This is a genomic window from Roseibium sp. ROS1, assembly GCF_054658215.1.
Genome location: NZ_BAAGIG010000002.1, coordinates 18,924 through 34,870, shown reverse-complemented (window position 1 = coordinate 34,870; position 15,947 = coordinate 18,924). Strand labels below are relative to the sequence as shown.

At 59.5% G+C, this 15,947-nt stretch carries 17 protein-coding genes and 1 tRNA gene; 2 read left to right on the top strand and 16 right to left on the bottom strand.

What is annotated here, in order from left to right; genetic code table 11:
• Positions 1 to 3 precede the first annotated feature (3 nt).
• The 4 genes from araD1 to chvE form a co-directional block, all read right to left on the bottom strand.
• A complete protein-coding gene (gene araD1, locus ACYQ6M_RS08385; RefSeq protein ID WP_022999984.1) occupies positions 4 to 999 on the bottom strand; it encodes an AraD1 family protein in 996 nt (331 codons plus the stop codon).
• 4 nt (positions 1,000 to 1,003) lie between these two features.
• Positions 1,004 to 2,248, bottom strand: a complete 1,245-nt coding sequence (gene mmsB, locus ACYQ6M_RS08380) for a multiple monosaccharide ABC transporter permease (protein ID WP_460073253.1) — start codon at positions 2,246 to 2,248, stop codon at positions 1,004 to 1,006.
• A gap of 11 nt (positions 2,249 to 2,259) precedes the next feature.
• On the bottom strand, positions 2,260 to 3,774 hold the full coding sequence (mmsA, locus tag ACYQ6M_RS08375) for a multiple monosaccharide ABC transporter ATP-binding protein (RefSeq protein ID WP_022999982.1): 1,515 nt from the start codon (positions 3,772 to 3,774) through the stop codon (positions 2,260 to 2,262).
• 249 nt (positions 3,775 to 4,023) lie between these two features.
• Positions 4,024 to 5,103 (bottom strand): multiple monosaccharide ABC transporter substrate-binding protein, encoded by a 1,080-nt coding sequence (gene chvE / locus ACYQ6M_RS08370; protein WP_022999981.1) that lies wholly within the window; start codon positions 5,101 to 5,103, stop codon positions 4,024 to 4,026.
• 156 nt (positions 5,104 to 5,259) lie between these two features.
• Between chvE and ACYQ6M_RS08365 the strand changes: the two genes are divergently transcribed.
• On the top strand, positions 5,260 to 6,216 hold the full coding sequence (locus tag ACYQ6M_RS08365) for a LysR substrate-binding domain-containing protein (RefSeq protein WP_075281241.1): 957 nt from the start codon (positions 5,260 to 5,262) through the stop codon (positions 6,214 to 6,216).
• A 63-nt stretch (positions 6,217 to 6,279) separates the two neighbouring features.
• On the opposite strand, the gene ACYQ6M_RS08360 is transcribed toward ACYQ6M_RS08365, so the two are convergent.
• From ACYQ6M_RS08360 to ACYQ6M_RS08310, 11 genes are all read right to left on the bottom strand, one after another.
• Positions 6,280 to 6,355 (bottom strand) — tRNA-Phe (locus ACYQ6M_RS08360).
• Between the two features lie 370 nt (positions 6,356 to 6,725).
• Positions 6,726 to 8,336, bottom strand: coding sequence for a bifunctional metallophosphatase/5'-nucleotidase (locus ACYQ6M_RS08355; RefSeq protein WP_460073250.1), 1,611 nt, complete (start codon positions 8,334 to 8,336; stop codon positions 6,726 to 6,728).
• A gap of 485 nt (positions 8,337 to 8,821) precedes the next feature.
• Complete coding sequence (gene yacG / locus ACYQ6M_RS08350; RefSeq protein ID WP_031268946.1) at positions 8,822 to 9,025, bottom strand: DNA gyrase inhibitor YacG; 204 nt, start codon at positions 9,023 to 9,025, stop codon at positions 8,822 to 8,824.
• An 88-nt stretch (positions 9,026 to 9,113) separates the two neighbouring features.
• The gene (locus ACYQ6M_RS08345; protein ID WP_006939342.1) at positions 9,114 to 9,740 is read right to left on the bottom strand and encodes a Maf-like protein; all 627 of its coding nucleotides are present in this window, start codon (positions 9,738 to 9,740) and stop codon (positions 9,114 to 9,116) included.
• Positions 9,741 to 9,783: 43 nt separating this feature from the next.
• Positions 9,784 to 10,002 (bottom strand): translation initiation factor IF-1, encoded by a 219-nt coding sequence (infA, locus tag ACYQ6M_RS08340; protein WP_006939340.1) that lies wholly within the window; start codon positions 10,000 to 10,002, stop codon positions 9,784 to 9,786.
• 117 nt (positions 10,003 to 10,119) lie between these two features.
• Positions 10,120 to 10,734 carry a GNAT family N-acetyltransferase gene (locus ACYQ6M_RS08335; RefSeq protein WP_460073246.1) on the bottom strand — a complete coding sequence of 205 codons (615 nt, stop codon included), beginning with the start codon at positions 10,732 to 10,734 and terminating at the stop codon, positions 10,120 to 10,122.
• A 15-nt stretch (positions 10,735 to 10,749) separates the two neighbouring features.
• A complete protein-coding gene (locus ACYQ6M_RS08330; protein ID WP_022999902.1) occupies positions 10,750 to 11,202 on the bottom strand; it encodes an arsenate-mycothiol transferase ArsC in 453 nt (150 codons plus the stop codon).
• 5 nt (positions 11,203 to 11,207) lie between these two features.
• Positions 11,208 to 11,711: a UPF0262 family protein gene (locus ACYQ6M_RS08325; protein ID WP_022999901.1), complete on the bottom strand. Its 504-nt coding sequence runs from the start codon at positions 11,709 to 11,711 to the stop codon at positions 11,208 to 11,210.
• 30 nt (positions 11,712 to 11,741) lie between these two features.
• A complete protein-coding gene (gene hisD / locus ACYQ6M_RS08320; RefSeq protein ID WP_077293138.1) occupies positions 11,742 to 13,049 on the bottom strand; it encodes a histidinol dehydrogenase in 1,308 nt (435 codons plus the stop codon).
• A gap of 42 nt (positions 13,050 to 13,091) precedes the next feature.
• The gene (locus ACYQ6M_RS08315; RefSeq protein ID WP_152511540.1) at positions 13,092 to 13,529 is read right to left on the bottom strand and encodes a DUF2948 family protein; all 438 of its coding nucleotides are present in this window, start codon (positions 13,527 to 13,529) and stop codon (positions 13,092 to 13,094) included.
• Positions 13,530 to 13,677: 148 nt separating this feature from the next.
• Complete coding sequence (locus ACYQ6M_RS08310; protein WP_022999898.1) at positions 13,678 to 13,890, bottom strand: hypothetical protein; 213 nt, start codon at positions 13,888 to 13,890, stop codon at positions 13,678 to 13,680.
• Positions 13,891 to 14,045: 155 nt separating this feature from the next.
• Between ACYQ6M_RS08310 and ACYQ6M_RS08305 the strand changes: the two genes are divergently transcribed.
• Positions 14,046 to 14,534 carry a DUF3124 domain-containing protein gene (locus ACYQ6M_RS08305; RefSeq protein WP_152507235.1) on the top strand — a complete coding sequence of 163 codons (489 nt, stop codon included), beginning with the start codon at positions 14,046 to 14,048 and terminating at the stop codon, positions 14,532 to 14,534.
• 79 nt (positions 14,535 to 14,613) lie between these two features.
• Here the strand turns inward: ACYQ6M_RS08305 and murA are convergent, their stop codons facing one another.
• Positions 14,614 to 15,903 carry a UDP-N-acetylglucosamine 1-carboxyvinyltransferase gene (gene murA, locus ACYQ6M_RS08300; RefSeq protein WP_022999896.1) on the bottom strand — a complete coding sequence of 430 codons (1,290 nt, stop codon included), beginning with the start codon at positions 15,901 to 15,903 and terminating at the stop codon, positions 14,614 to 14,616.
• Between the last annotated feature and the right edge of the window lie 44 nt (positions 15,904 to 15,947).

Here is a 15,947-nt window from a genome sequence, read left to right as displayed (position 1 = left end):
GATCTAAAGAACCTTCACTTGAGCCGCCCCGGCTTCCGCAGCCTTAAAAGCCAAGCGGTTTTTCAGGGGAACGCCGAATCCCGGCGCAGAAATCTCGACCTCGTCCCCTTCCCGGCAGCCAATGCCATCGGCGAAGGAAAGCGTTGCCGTGCCGAACATGTGCACGTGCAGATCGCCCGGCTGGCGGAAAACGTCATACTTGAAATGATGGTGTTCCAGGTTCGCCAGCGTGTGGGACATGTTGCCTTCACCCGACAGGAATGGCTTTTCCCAAAGCACTGCGCCGTCACGATAGATCCGGCTGGTGCCTTCAACCTTCTCCGGAAGCGGACCGACCATCAGTTCCGGCCCGAAGGAGGCCGGACGCAGTTTGGAATGTGCCAGGTACAGATAGTTCTGGCGCTCCATCACGTGATCGGAGAACTCGTTGGCGAGCGCGAAGCCGACGCGGAACGGCGTTCCGTCTTCGGCAATAACATATACCCCGGCAATCTCCGGTTCCTCGCCGCCATCCTCGCAGAAACCGGGACTGACAAGATCACCGCCCGGCGCAACCGCGCAGGATCCGTTGCCCTTGTAGAACCATTCCGGCTGGACGCCGACATGGCCCGGCTGCGGCCGACCGCCTTCAAGGCCAAGCTGGAACATCTTCATGCTGTCCGTGACGTTGGCATCGTCGTTCTTCGCCTTGGCGTGCATGGCATCACGAGTTGCCGCGGACCCCAGGTGCGTCAGCCCCGTGCCTGTCAGATGCATATGGGCTGCGTCCGGGTGGTCGATCGGCAGCAGCAACCGGCCTTCCGAGGCCAGCTGTTCCAGGTCGACCGCCGCACCGAGTTCATGTCCTCGGATACATTCGGTCAGGCTCTGGCCTTTTGCGATGGCTTCCTGAACCAGCTCGTAGGTGGAGGCAACTCCCTTCAGGACAGAAGCTTCGCTGCCATTGCGGACGACCACGGCACGTTTGCCGGCATCATCCAGGATCTGGGAAATCAGCATAGCGTTACCCCTGCTTGTTCTTGTTGTAGACGTCGAAAATTACGGCTGCGAGCAGCACGAGGCCCTTGATCATCTGCTGGTAGTCGATACCGATGCCCATGATCGACATGCCGTTGTTGAGCACGCCCATGAGGAAGGCCCCGACGACCGCGCCAATGATGGTGCCGACCCCGCCGGACATGGACGCCCCGCCGATGAAGACGGCCGCAATCACGTCCAGTTCCAATGCGAAGCCGGCCTTGGGCGTTGCGGTGTTGAGACGTGCAGCGAATACGAGACCCGCGGCAGCAGCCAGAACGCCCATGTTCGTGAAGGCCAGGAAGGTCAGTCGTTCGGTCTTGATGCCGGACAGTTTGGCAGCCTTCTGGTTGCCGCCGAGTGCGTAGATCCGGCGGCCGACCGTCGTCGTTTCGGTGATGAAGGCATAGATGATCGTCAGGACGCCCATGGTGATGAGCACATTCGGCAGACCGCGGAACAGGGACAGCTTGAACATCACGAACACCAGTGCCGCAGCAATGATCACGTTGCGGGCGATGAAGAAGCTCGTCGGCTCATCCTCGATGCCGTAGGCCTTGTTCTGTGCCCGCTGGCGCATGCCGATCCAGACCACAAGGGCTGCGGCCACGACACCGGTTGCGAGCGCAAGAACATTGACCTTGCGAGCACCGAAGAGATCCGCCAGTGCTTCCCCCATGCCGGCCGGAAACATGTCTGGTACGAACCCGGTGGCAATGATCTGGAATTCCTTCGGGAACGGCCCCACCGACTGACCTTCGAGAAGCCAGAGCGACAAGCCGCGGAAGACAAGCATGCCTGCCAGCGTCACGATGAAGGATGGTATTTTCCAATAGGCGACCCAATACCCCTGGGCCGCGCCGATAAGCCCGCCGATGGCCAGACAGACGATCATCGTGATGTACGGCGATTGGCCGTAGTTGACGATCATGACCGCGGCGAGCGCCCCGATGAAGCCCATCACCGAGCCGACCGAAAGGTCGATGTTGCCCGAGACGATGACGATCAGCATGCCAAGCGCCATGATGATGATGTAGGAGTTCTGCAGCAGCAGATTGGTGATGTTCACCGCACGCAGCAGCGTGCCGTCGGTAACCACCTCGAAGAAGGCCATCACCGCAATCAGCGCGAACAGCAGTCCGTATTGCCGCAAATGCGAGGAGATATACTCGCCGAAGCCCTTGGTCTTCACGACCGGCGTCGCATTGGTGTCGCTATCAGCCAGTTCCATGGGTTTTTCTCTCACTCGTTGACAATGAGCGACATGATGCGCTCCTGGCTCGCATCGCCGGCGGCAAGTTCACCGACGAGAGCCCCTTCGTTCATGACGTAGACCCGGTCGCACATGCCGAGCAGTTCCGGCATTTCCGACGAGATCATGACCACGCCTTTGCCCTGCGCGGCGAGGTCGTTGATGATGGTGTAGATTTCATATTTGGCGCCGACGTCGATGCCGCGGGTCGGCTCGTCCAGGATCAGCACTTCCGGCGCGGTGAACAGCCATTTGGCCAACACCACCTTCTGCTGATTGCCTCCGGAAAGGTTGACCGTTTTCTGGAACACCGACGGCGTACGGATCGCCAGCGCTTCCCGGTATCTCTCGGCAACGCGGGTTTCCTCGTTGCGCTTGAGGATGGGCCCGGAAGAAACGCCGTTCAGGTTGGCAAGCGTCGTGTTGAACCGGATCGTCTCGTCCAGAACCAGCCCGAGGGCCTTGCGGTCTTCGGTGACGTAGGAGATGCCGGCTGCAATTGCCCGGTCCACGGTGCTGACATCAATCGGCTGGCCCTTGAGCTTCACCGATCCGCTGATGTTACGGCCATAGGACCGGCCGAAGATGGACATGGCCAGTTCGGTCCGGCCCGATCCCATCAGCCCGGCAATGCCGACGACCTCGCCTGCCCGGACATTGAAGGAAGCGTTCTTGATCACACGCCGTTCGGAATGCTCGGGATGCCAGACGGACCAGTCCGTGACTTCCATCAGGACATCGCCCGGGGTTCGGCTGTGCTCCGGGAACCGATGCGTCATGTCCCGACCGACCATGTCGCGAACGATATCGTCCTCGCTCAAGCCTGCCTTGGCGTCGAGGTTCGACACGGTCATGCCGTCACGGATCACCGTAACGCTGTCCGCGACATATCGGACTTCGTTGAGCTTGTGCGAGATGATGATGCTGGTGACGCCCTGCGCCTTGAGTTCCAGCATGAGATCAAGCAGCTTGCGGCTGTCGTTTTCCTGCAGCGCCGCCGTCGGTTCGTCCAGGATCAACAGCTTGACGTCCTTCGACAGGGCCTTGGCGATTTCGACAAGCTGTTGCTTGCCGACGCCGATGGAGTCGACCTTGGTCGTCGGGGCCTCCGAAAGACCGACCTTGGCGAGCAGTTCTTCTGTCCGCTGGTTGGTTTTCCGCCAGTCGATCACGCCCTTGCTGGCGCATTCGTTGCCCAGGAAGATGTTTTCGGCAATCGAAAGCTGCGGCACCAGGGCAAGTTCCTGGTGAATGATGATGATGCCCTGCTTTTCACTGTCCGATATGCCGGAGAACCGGGCCGGTTCGCCTTCAAAAACAATCTCGCCGTCATATTGACCGTGCGGATAGACGCCGGACAGAACCTTCATCAGTGTGGATTTGCCTGCGCCATTCTCGCCGACGACGGCGTGAATTTCGCCCTTCTGGACATCCAGATTGACCCGGTCCAGCGCCTTCACGCCGGGAAAGGTCTTGCTGATGTTCTGCATGGAAAGGAGTGCCATCGACCCCGTTCTCCGAATTCCGAGGAAAGACCCACCCACCGAGCCGGACAATCAGGGTCCGGGTCCATTCCGCTCTCCCAGGACTGCGAGGAAGAGCGGAATTGCCGTGTCGATGGGTGGTAAGTGCCGCCGGACCAGCGGAAGATCAATCGGATGGGATCGATCCTCCTGAAGCTGATCACGTCCAAAGTGGCGGAGCATCCGGTGTGCGCTCGGTTGAGCGCAGGATGCTCCGGGGTGTTGTCGTTCTTATTTGACCTGGTCTGCAGTGTAGTAACCGCTGCCGATCAGGATCTCTTCCCAGTTGCTGGCGTCGACGGAAACCGGCTCCAGCAGGTAGGACGGAACAACCTTCACACCGTTGTCGTAGGTGGTGGTGTCGTTGATTTCCGGCTCGCCGCCACCAAGCAGGGCATCAACCATGCCGACAGTGACGCGGGCAAGTTCACGGGTATCCTTGAAAACGGTCGAGTACTGCTCGCCGGCCAGGATCGACTTCACGGACGGGACTTCGGCGTCCTGACCGGTGACGATCGGCATTTTCAGATCGCCGGAACCGTAGCCGACACCCTTGAGAGAAGACAGGATGCCGATGGACAGGCCGTCATACGGGCTGAGAGCGCCGTGCAGCTGCTTGTCGGTGTAGTGAGCGGACAACAGGTTATCCATGCGAGACTGTGCAACTGCACCGTCCCAACGCAGCGTACCGACGGTGTCCATGCCCATCTGGCCGGACTGGATGACGATCGTGCCATCGTCGATCAGCGGCTGCAGAACGGACATCGCACCGTCGTAGAAGAAGTAGGCGTTGTTATCGTCCGGAGAACCGCCAAAGAGTTCAACATTGTAAGGGCCGTCGCCGAACCGCTCTTTCAAGCCGTTCACGAGAGACGTTGCCTGCTGCACGCCGACCTTGAAGTTGTCGAAAGTCGCGTAATAGTCGACGTCGCCGCTGTCACGGATCAAGCGGTCGTAGGCGATGACCTTGATGCCGGATGCTGCTGCATTTTCAAGAGCGTTGGAAAGCGTGGTGCCGTCGATGGCGGCGATCACCAGAACGTCCACACCCTTGGTGATCATGTTCTCGATCTGGGCGAGCTGGTTCGGAATATCGTCTTCTGCGTATTGCAGGTCTGCTTCATAGCCGGCTTCGGTGAACTGCTCGACCATGGAATTGCCGTCGGAGATCCAGCGTGCCGAGGATTTCGTCGGCATGGCGATGCCGATGGAGCCTTTGTCCTGGGCCATTGCCGCGCCGGTCAGCGCCACGCCGGACATAAGGGTTGCTGCTGCCGCTACCGCGACAAGCGCCTTGGAAACAAATTTCATATCGTCCTCCCGGACCGGATCCCAGCCGGCCCAATTCAGTCACAGGCATTCACGGGTTGATGCCGGGGAGTACAAAATGGAAAAGTAACATGACGGTCAAATTATTATTCATTATCATTACATACCTTAATTGATATGAAATAACGGAAATCGGCCATGAGCTTGGACTTGCTGCGGCGGGGAATGAAAATCTCCCACTTGCGATTGCTCGCGGAGCTTGCAAAACACACTCGGCTCACCGACGCAGCAAGCGCTCTCGGCATGTCGCAACCGGCTGCTTCGCGTCTGATCTCAGAGGTTGAGCGCGTGGCGGAAGCCGACATTTACGTGCGATCGGGCCGCGGAATCGAGTTGACCGACATCGGCCACAAACTGGCCGAACGCTGTGTGCGCATCCTGCAGGAGTTTGCCGATGCGGGGCGCGATATCGAACAGCACAAGTCCGGCCAGAGCGGGCACGTCAGCATCGGGTCGGTGACGGGCCCTGCAATCGAATATGTCCTGCCCGCGATACGTCACGTGCGCCTCAGCTACCCGGATATTTCCATTTCGGTGGAAGTCGGTCCCAGTCTCGATCTGGCACCGATGCTGGAGGACGGGCGGCTCGACTTTTCCCTCAGCCGCGTGCCGGTGGATGAAGATCCGGACCTGTTTGAGGAACGCCCTCTCCTGCGCGAACCTGCCTGCCTTGTCGCCCGGACGGATCATCCGCTGACCCGCCTCGCAACACCTGTGCCTGCAGAAGCCCTATTGGGTTTTGACTGGGTCCTTCCGCCTGTTGGCGCCCCGATCCGCACCACGACGGAACAGGCTTTGCGCGACAAGGGGCTTGGTCTGCCCACCAAGGTGCTGACGACGTCTTCGTTTCTGTTCACGGTTACGACTGTGCAGCGTACCAACGCGATTGCCGCTGTCGCCCAATCGGTTGCCTCAAGCTTTGCTGAAAATGCAGACGGAAGCCCGGGCACGATCACGGCCCTTGAAAGCGATCTCACCTTGTCGGTTGAGACCTATTCCTTCCTGACCCGAAAAGGCCAGGTTCTGACGCCTGTCGCCCGGATCGTGGCACGTGAAGTCCTGCGGGCAATCACGGGCGAAACGATAATCGCGTGATTGCGGATCGCAAGCCGAAGCGATGCAACGTCTTGAAAAACTTGACAAACTGTAGAGGGAGAGTGGTGCCCAGAGCCGGAATCGAACCAGCGACACGCGGATTTTCAATCCGCTGCTCTACCAACTGAGCTATCTGGGCGTGCCTTGCAAGTGGTCCGGGGCGAGCCCCGTTCGCTGAAAGCCCGGTCCTTATAGAGGCTCCCTGAAACCTTGTCCAGCACCCCGGCAAAGTTTTTTGCGAAAGCGCGCCACCTGCCCTGTTGAAAACTTTGGTTCGGAGCAAGCTATTGATTATAATAGGCTTCTATCGGCATCCCGCAAGCGTGAACCGGTCGAAGATCACTCGCGTATCGCCGATGACGACCGCCATCGGCCAGACGAGAGCGCCCTTTGGCGTGCCGTCTGTCCGGGATCGAAGCCGGGACCAATCCCTGCCGGACTTCATTCTTCGCCACAAAGAAAAAAGCGCGCCGGCAAGCGGCGCGCTCATTTCCAATTCGTGGCTTAACTTACTGCTCGGCAATACGGCCGTCGGTGTAGGGCTTATAGCCGTTACCTTCGGCAATGAAGTCGGCAACAACGACTTCCAGCCCCGGGCCGTAATCGTAGGCATTCATGCCCTTTTCGGCGAACACCTTATAGCCATCGCCGCCAGAACGCATGTAGTTGTTGGATACAACGCCGTAGACCTTGTCCTTGTCGATCGGGGTCCACGCACCGTTCTCCATCACTTCAACAACCAGGATCCGGCCTTCACCCGGCGCTTTCTTGCGCGTCCAGGAAAACTTCAAACCGGCAACCTGCGGGAAACGGCCGGCACCTTCTTCGACCTGACTAACTCCATTTTCCAGAGCCGCAATCACGTCGGCGCCTGTCAGCTGAAAGGTAGACAGCGTGTTCTGGAAGGGCAGAACCGTTAGAACCTCGCCCATGGTAACTTCACCGCCATCGATGGAGGCGCGCAAGCCGCCGCCGTTTTGAATCGCGATCTGGACTCCTTGATCCTTCACGCGGTCCAGCATGGCATCGGCCACGAGATTGCCCATCTGGCATTCTCCGGCCCGGCAAGTGTCCCTGCCACCGTCGATTACCCCGTCCGACGCTCCGATGACCTTTGCCTTGATTTCTTCAATCGGTGCTGCCAGCTCAGCCACACGAGCCAAATATGCTTCATCCGGCGTGACGGAAGCATCAAGCAGGATCGGCTCGCCTTCGGCCTTGATCAGGTTGCCGTCATCGTCCCAGGTGACGTCGATCTCGCCGAGAAACTTGCCATAGGCATAGGCTTGAACGATCGGGACATCCTTGCCGTCCGGGTTCTTAACGAGAACGGGATAAGGCCCCTCGGCGCGCTCCTGGGTGTTGGAAAGCAGCGTATGGGAATGACCACCCACGATCAGGTCGATCCCCGGTACGGCTGCAGCGATCTCCTTGTCGCGCGGCAATCCCATGTGCGTAACGGCAATGATCTTGTTGACGCCTGCTGCCTCGAGGCCTTCAACGGCGCCTTTAAGGTAGTCTTCGGCCTGGATAAACCGGACACCTTTGCCAGGAGAAGACGTATCTACAGTGTCTTCCGCAAGAGCGGACACGATGCCGATCTTTTCGCCGCCTTTTTCCAGTATCAGAACACCGGGTACCTTGCCCTTGAGCGTCGGTTCGCCGGTCACATCGATGTTGCCGGAAATAACCGGAAACTCCACCTTGCCAAGAAAATTGGCGAGACCGGACGGGCCATCGTCGAATTCATGGTTTCCGACAGCCATGAGATCGATATCCATGCCGTTGAGAAACTCGGCAGCGGCATCGCCCTTGTAAGTGGTGTAGAAGAGAGATCCTTGGAACTGATCGCCGGCATCGACAACAAGAACGTTCTTGCCCTCTCCGTCCAGGGCAGACCGGCGTTCATCCAGTTTCGTCTTGATGCGGGCAATACCGCCGAAGCATTTGCCTTCGGTTTCGGACTCCGCATCGCACGTGGAATCGTACTTGTTGATGGACTCGATGCGCGAATGCAGATCGTTCAAATGCAAGATCGTCAGCGAATAATCGGCATAGGCTGCCGTCGACAGTGCCGTGGTCACGGACAGCACTGCGGCGCTCAGAAAACGTTTTTTCATCGGACCCTCGCCCTTGGATAGGTTGGTTATGCCGTATCGGGAACGAGACGCCCGATGCCGGCTTCCCGGTGTTCTTCATGACCCAGCACGACCATCAACGGAAGGTATCGACCTGCCCGGAAAACCGGAATTGATGGCGCCAGGATCGCCGGTATAGGAAGATCTTGGTGCAGTTTTATGACAGCTGCAAGAGCCCGGCGGCGGGATTCTGAAAAAAATTTTGCTGGATAAATATTTTTGCAGCGCTGCCTAAAAATAGCTCAATCCCGCCAACTCTGCCGAGCCAAGTTCCGTGGCAGCCGGCTGAACAGGCAAATGGCAAGGCTTCCCGAAAACTCTGGTGACGGGCGGTTTTCAGGGACTTTTGAGAAGATTTTCAGGAAAGGAGCACCGAGGCGCCGAGTTCTGCCTGGAATACCGGCAAGGCCTTCGCGCCTGCTTCGCCGGCAAATGAACCCGCGGATCATATGGCCCGCCAGGGCCTGTCAGGAGCGGTCTTCGTCCGGGAAATTGCTCTCGTCGATATCGTCGGTCTCCACCACGGGTATGGTGTACCCCTCGGAGAACCAGCGGTTCAGATCGATCTTGGCGCAGCGATCCGAGCAGAACGGATAATCGTCCGGCGTCGACAACTTCGAGCAGATCGGACAGGGGCGCATGCGCCGTTCGGGTTTCTGGCTTTCGGCCATTTCACTCTCCGGATTTCAGCTTCGCGCCAACTGCTGAAAAGGCAGCCGGTGATGGTTCATCGGCTTGCCGAACACGATCTCGACAGCCTCAGGCCGCCGCTGTCGCCCAGCCCTGATGAACAGGGTATCCGGCTGAACTCAGCAGGTTCGCGGTTTCCACCAGGGGCAGTCCGACCACCGCCGGGTAGGACCCGACCAGTTTGACGACAAAACTTCCAGCGAGCCCCTGAATGGCATATCCGCCTGCCTTGCCACGCCACTCGCCGGAGGAAATATAGTCGTCCATGTCCTTGCGCGTCAGGCGTTTGAACCGCACGCGGGTTTCGACAAGCTTGGAACGGACCTTGCCGTTTGCCTCTGCAACGGCCACCCCGGTGAACACCCGGTGGCCACGGCCCGACAGGAGAGACAGGCACATGAGCGCCTGATCGGTCAGCTCCGCCTTGGGCAAGGCCCGGCGACCGACCGCAACCACGGTATCGGCAGCCAGCACCACACTGTCCTGCATCGCTTCGGACGCATCGGCCATCTGACGAACGGCTTCAGCCTTTGCACGTGCAAGGCGCAGCGCAAGACTCCGCGGTGTTTCATGCTTCTTCGGCGTTTCGTCGATATCGGCCGGCAGGAGGTGATCCGGCTCCAGTCCGATCTGCTGCAGCAGCGCGAGGCGGCGCGGCGAGGCGGAGGCCAGGATCAACTGAGGGGCATTGGTCATCTAAGAGCGAGCCTTGCAGCCGGGGTCACCTTGAAGGATCCGCTTACTTGAAGCGGTAGGTGATCCGCCCCTTGGTAAGATCATACGGGGTCATTTCGACAAGAACCTTGTCGCCCGCCAGTACGCGGATACGGTTCTTGCGCATACGCCCTGCCGTGTGGGCAATAATTTCGTGATCATTTTCCAGTTTTACGCGGAACGTCGCGTTCGGCAACAGTTCTGTTACGACGCCCGGAAACTCCAGAGCTTCTTCTTTGGCCATTTGATATCCTGAATAAAGCGGGCCCTGCCCGCGGGTGCCGGGGAAACTAACGGATTAGCGGCAGAAAGTGAACCTTTCTTTCCACCGCTATGCAAAGAAACTGCCAGATCCTATGCATCACCCCCTGCGATCGCCATTTCCTGCCGGATTTACGCCGGAAAACCCGGCATTTTCCTGCTGTTCACGCCACTCATCTTCAAGAATTGCGTAATAGAACTCTTCGTCCCAACCACCCTTGAACAGGGCATGCTCGCGAAAATGGGCCTCCCTGCGCATGCCCAGGCGTTCCATCACTCCCCAGGACGCGTTGTTGCGGGCATCGCAGCTGGCGAAGATGCGGTGCAGTCCGAGATCCTCGAACCCCATGCGCAGCAGCGCGCGGCCAGCCTCCGTGGCAAAGCCCCTGCCCTGATATTGGGGATTCAACGTGAACCCGATGGTGCCCTGGCGCGCTTCCACGTTCGTCACCCTCAACGAAACGTCACCGATGACACCACCGTCCTTCCGTTCCTCTACCGCTAAGGCCAGTGTCCCTTCACCATCCAGGCACTTCATGTCCGCCCATTTGGTCAGTTTCGACCGGATTTCCTCCAGGCTCCGTGGTTCCCAGAACTGGAAACGAGCAACCTCCGGCAGAGACTGGTAGGCATGGAGTGCCACCGCATCGCCTGGCTCCATGGGACGCAGTACCAGCCGGTCCGTCAGGACCTGCGACGTGATTTCGAATTTCATCTTGTTCCTTCAGGTTCAGCCGCTTGGCGGCGGCGCCCAGTCCAGGCGCTTCTTGATGCGCATCATGAGCTGATCGCGCACTGCCCGGTATTCGCCCAGGATCTGCTCCCGGCTGCCGGTGGCAAGGGTCGGGTCGAGAGTCGGCCAGTATTCCACCTCGACCGATTCCGTTCTCGTCATGTCGAGCGCCTTGTGGTGCGCCTCGGGAGCGAGAGTGACCACAAGATCGAACCCGGATTCGTCCAGATCCTCGAATGTCTTCGGCGTGTGCCGGCTCATGTCGACGCCTATTTCGGCCATGACCGCGTCCACGAACGGGTCAACCTTGCCGGAACGGACACCGGCGGAACGCACATAAATCTGGCCGGGAAAGAGTTTGGCCGTCAGAGCCTCGGCCATGGGCGAGCGTACGGAATTCATTCCGCAGGCAAAAAGCACCGCAGTCGGACGCATGCCCGGCCCGGCCATATCCGTCAGCCCTTCCAGTGCAAGGCGTAAACGAGGGTAAACAGCCGTCGTGCCGTCTGCATGTCGACTTCTATCTTCCCTTCCAGCCGCTCCATCAAAATGGCAGAGCCTTCGTTGTGCACCCCGCGCCGCCCCATGTCGATCGCCTCGATCTGGCTCGGTGTCGCGTGGCGGATGGCCTCGTAATAGCTTTCGCAGATCAGGTCGTAGTCCTTGACGATCTTGCGCAGCGGAGACAGTGACAAAACATGAGTGACGACTTCCTTGTCGTCATCGGTCCTGATCCGGAAAACCAGCTTCTTTTCGATTACCGACAGGTTGAGAACATAGCTCGCAGGCGGATGCCCGACGGGCTGAAACGCGTTTTCCTCAATCAGGTCGTAGATCGCAACAGCACGGTCATGCTCCACTTCCGGTGTGGACCGGGCGATAGAGGCTTCGTCCAAAACCACATCAACCAGCTTTCCGCCGGTTTGCTGCGGTTCGGGATCCGGGTGCGGTTCGCTCATCTGGTCGAAGCCTCTTCTTCAAATCGGGAGCTATAAATTCAGTCTGATGGAAACAGAGCGCGCGTGCGCCGACAACCCCTCTGATTCACCAAGAGCGATTGCCGCCGGCCCGAGCTGACGCAGATTATCCGCATTGCATTTCAGGATCGAGGTGCGTTTGACGAATTCCAGCACGCTCAGACCCGACGAAAAGCGAGCCGACCGCGCGGTCGGCAACACATGATTGGAGCCGCCGACATAGTCGCCAATGGCTTCAGGCGTATAATGGCCCAGGAACACGGCGCCTGCGTTGCGCACCTTCTTCAGCAGCGCTTCCGGATCGGCAACGGCAAGTTCCAGGTGTTCGGGAGCAATTCGGTTGGCTAGCGGCATTGCCGCCTCCAGATCGTCCACCAGGATGATTGCTCCGTAATCCTGCCAGCTGGCACGGGCAACATCTTCGCGCGGCAACGTTTTCAACTGCGCTTCGACGGCAGCTTCCACCTGGTTCGCAAGATCTTCGCTGTCGGTGATCAGGATCGACTGCGCAGCGGTATCGTGTTCGGCCTGTGCCAGCAGATCGGCAGCAAGCCAGTCGGCATTGTTGCCGCTGTCGGCCAGGATCAGCACTTCGGACGGGCCCGCGATCATGTCGATGCCGACAGTGCCGAAGACACGGCGCTTGGCAGCCGCCACAAAGGCATTGCCCGGACCGACGATCTTGGCGACCGGGGCAATGGTCTGCGTTCCATAGGCAAGAGCAGCAACGGCCTGTGCACCGCCAATACGATAGATTTCCGTGACACCGGCAATTCTGGCGGCAGCCAGCACCAGCGGGTTCAGCACCCCGTCCGGGCTCGGAACCACCATGACGATGCGTTCCACGCCCGCGACCTTGGCCGGCACGGCATTCATCAGAACCGAACTCGGGTAGCTTGCGGTACCACCGGGCACATAGATGCCGACAGCCTCGACAGCGGTCCAGAGCGAACCGAGTTCCACGCCGATGGGATCGGTATAGCGGTCGTCCTTCGGCATCTGGCGGGCATGGTGGGCGTGAATGCGGTCGTGGGCAAGCTGCAGGGCGTCCAGCGTCTCCTGCGGCACCTTTGCAAGCGCGGCATCAATTTCTGCGGCGGACACCGTCAGTTCGGCCATGCTCTCGGCCTGCAGCCGGTCGAACCTTGCCGTATAGTCGAGGACTGCCTTGTCGCCTTCGGTGCGAACACGCTCGAGAATGTCCCGGACGATCTGGTCGACATCCTCCGACACTTCCCGTTTGCCGGAAAGGAGAGCCTTGAACTGGTCTTCGAAGCGGGCGTCGTTGATGTTAAGGCGTAGAACCACGCAATTCTCCATCATGTGCGGTGCCGTGCACCGTCTGTCATTCCGTGCGAGCGGTCAGCTGAGGTCGTGTTGCGGCAGGTTCGGCGTGGACCATGCGGCGCCCAAGTCCGACAGTTGCGCCTCGATGCAGTCCACCTCGAGCGCAAGGCTGCCACCACCTGCAAAGGCGAGCTGGATCGTGCCGGCCGGCTCTTCGCCCGGCTCGAATGTCACGGCGAGCAATTCCAGGACGGCACCCTTGGCCTTCTGGTTGATGTTCTGCGCCTTCATGGCCCTGACTTGCGCAAAGGCCAGCGCCGTGCGGCGGCGCTCATGTTCCTTCGATCGCTTGTCGGCTTCCTTGTCCCACACGAACCGGTTCAACACGAACACGGCCTTCTGCTCCTTCGGCAGATAGCGGATATCCGCGATGGTGATCACCGCGTCCTGCAGATGGGCGGAAAGAACCTGAAGGTCTTCCTGGTCAAGGGCGGCAAGTTTCAGCTGGTCCATTTGCTCTTGTTCTGATCCGGTCATGCGTTGTCTGGCAGGACGCATATAAGCGACTTTCTGCCCGGTCCCAAGGCTGTTGCCTAATGGGGAATAACGGTTTTGGCAATCTCCAATGCCCTGAAACATGCCTTGCGGCACCGTGGAGCCCTCAAGGGCCTTCATCCACCCGCTGGCGCAGATCCGCCTTGACCTCGTCCAGCGATGCAATCCGCCGGAAGATCCGCCGGCCCAGCCAGAGCCCGAACACAAGCAGGAAGAAGCCCAGAGACGGCCCGTAGGGCGCCGGAACAAGGACAACAGCGAACAGTGCCGCGAAGGCAAAGGCCAGCTGGACCAAAAACCGGATTGTCTGTGCATTCATGCAGTCGCTCCAACATCGTCCCGCAGGTTATCCCGGCGTCGATTTGTAATCATCTGCCATCTGCCTTCCGTCTTGCAATCAGGGCACGCATTCTGGAAAGTGACGCCAGCACATCAGGGCGACACCCTACCATCACACGAACGCACGGGCACGTAATGCTGAAACGATCCACCTGCCTCGGCCTGCTGGCAGGCAGTCTGCTTCTTTTCCAGACGCCGATGGATGTCCAGTCACAGGATTTTACCGAGAAGGTTCTGGGTGAGACCATATATGTCCCGGCCTATTCGCGGGTCTTTTCCCATCCGAACAGGTCCGACCTTCTGGCGGCAACACTTGCCATCCACAATGTCGACCCTGAAGCCACCATAACGTTGCAGCAGGTCGATTATCACAACGAGGATGGCACCTTGCTGCGCTCTCTGCTCGATGCGCCGGTGGACCTTGCACCCCTGCAGTCGAAAACAGTGCTGATCCCGATCAACGACACCACTGGCGGCGTCGGGGCGAATTTCCTGCTCGTGTGGTCGTCGGATAGTGGTGCCCTCAGCCCCATCGCAGAAGCCATCATGACCAGTGGCAGCGGCGGTCCCGGCCCCTCTTTCACGTCACGAGGCCGGGTGATCAAGCGGCAAACGGCGGAGTAGATTTCGCGAAAAATGCATTACATGGGGTGCGGCGCAGTCCACGCCGCCCATGTTTTCACACGGTAATCCAACGGCTTTGTCAGGCCGAGATGCGCTCGATCTTCGCGCCGCAGCGGGTCAGCTTGTCTTCCAGACGCTCAAACCCGCGGTCGAGGTGATAGACACGGCTGACCGTCGTTTCGCCTTCTGCTGCCAGACCGGCAATAACCAGCGAGACGGACGCCCGCAGATCCGTTGCCATGACCGGAGCACCGCGCAGGGTCGAGACGCCTTCGATCATTGCCGTGCGGCCGTCCACATGGATCTGGGCACCGAGGCGGGCCAGTTCCTGCACGTGCATGAACCGGTTTTCAAAAATGGTTTCGGTTATCCGGCTGGTGCCGCCAGCCTTCGTCATCAGGGCCATGAACTGGGCCTGCAGGTCGGTCGGAAAGCCCGGGAACGGTTCGGTGGTGATATCCACCGGCTGGATGCCGTTGCCGTTGCGGTAAACCTTGATGCCGTCGGCGGTCTGCGTAATGTCCGCACCGGTCTGGCGAAGTGTCTCGAGCGCCGTTTCCAGAAGGTCCGAACGGGCGCCTTGCAACAGAACGTCACCACCGGTCATGGCAACAGCCATGGCATAGGTGCCTGTTTCGATCCGGTCCGGAACAACCGCGTGATGCGCACCATGAAGGCGCGGCACACCCTGGATGCGGATAGTCGATGTGCCTTCACCCTCGATCTTCGCGCCCATGGCCTTCAGGCACTTGGCAAGATCGACGACTTCCGGCTCACGCGCGGCGTTGACGATTTCCGTCTCACCACTGGCCAGCGTCGCCGCCATCATGATTGTGTGGGTTGCACCGACGGAAACCTTCGGAAACTCGACGCGAGCACCTTTCAGCCCACCCGGCGCCTTGACGATGACATAGCCGCCGTCGATCTCGATCTCGGCGCCGAGCGCTGCCAGACCGTCGATGAAGAAGTCTACCGGCCGTGTGCCGATTGCACAGCCGCCAGGCAGCGAGACCCGCGCCTCATGGCTGCGGGCAACCAGCGGGCCGATTACCCAGAAGCTGGCACGCATCTTGGAAACCAGCTCATAAGGCGCGGTCGTGTCGACGATTTCACGGGCGGTCAGGTTCAGCGTCTGTCCGGCAAGGTCATCCTGGCCGCTACGCTTGCCGTTCACCGAGTAATCAACCCCGTGATTGGACAGGATCTGCATAAGCTGGGCAACGTCGCGAAGGCGCGGCACATTCGACAGCGTCAGGGTCTCATCCGTCAGGAGCGATGCGATCATCAGCGGCAGTGCCGCATTCTTCGCGCCGGAAATCGGAATGACACCATTCAGTTCCGCACCACCAACGACCTTGATACTGTCCATGTTTTTCCCCGAACAGGACCGTGCTCACCGCACGGCCATCCCTT